The sequence below is a fragment of the Cobetia sp. SIMBA_158 genome, from assembly GCF_046566945.1.
Taxonomy (GTDB): Bacteria; Pseudomonadota; Gammaproteobacteria; order Pseudomonadales; family Halomonadaceae; genus Cobetia; species Cobetia amphilecti.
The window spans coordinates 1-327 of the sequence record NZ_JAWJYL010000150.1; the positions used below are offsets into that span (position 1 = coordinate 1).

A 327-nucleotide genomic window follows, 5' to 3' on the forward strand; every position below is an offset into this window, starting at 1 on the left:
TTTTCCCCACCGGCCCCCCTTCCATTCTTCCTTATCCCATTCCCAGCAGCCCCGGAAGTTTCCCGTTGCTGAAGCCAACAAATCCCAGCCCTTTTTTTTTGATTTCTTCAGATTTACCACCCGGGATGGTCGCGTACAGACCGTCGGTGTCGATGTACAGAACTTTGAAACCGAATTTTTCTTCCAGTTCTTTCCAAACGAATTCGATGTATTCACGACCCCACGCGGTAACAGATTCCGCGCATTCTTTGCAGTACCAACGCGCTTTCGCGTAACCGTAGTAACCGTAGTAAGAGTTCGCCAGGATTTTGATCGCACGCTGACGGT

General features: G+C 50.2%; 1 pseudogene. It reads right to left on the minus strand.

Annotated elements, in window-relative coordinates:
* Positions 1 to 43 precede the first annotated feature (43 nt).
* A pseudogene (locus R2R70_RS19390) lies at positions 44 to 327 on the minus strand (DNA polymerase domain-containing protein); the annotation flags it as partial.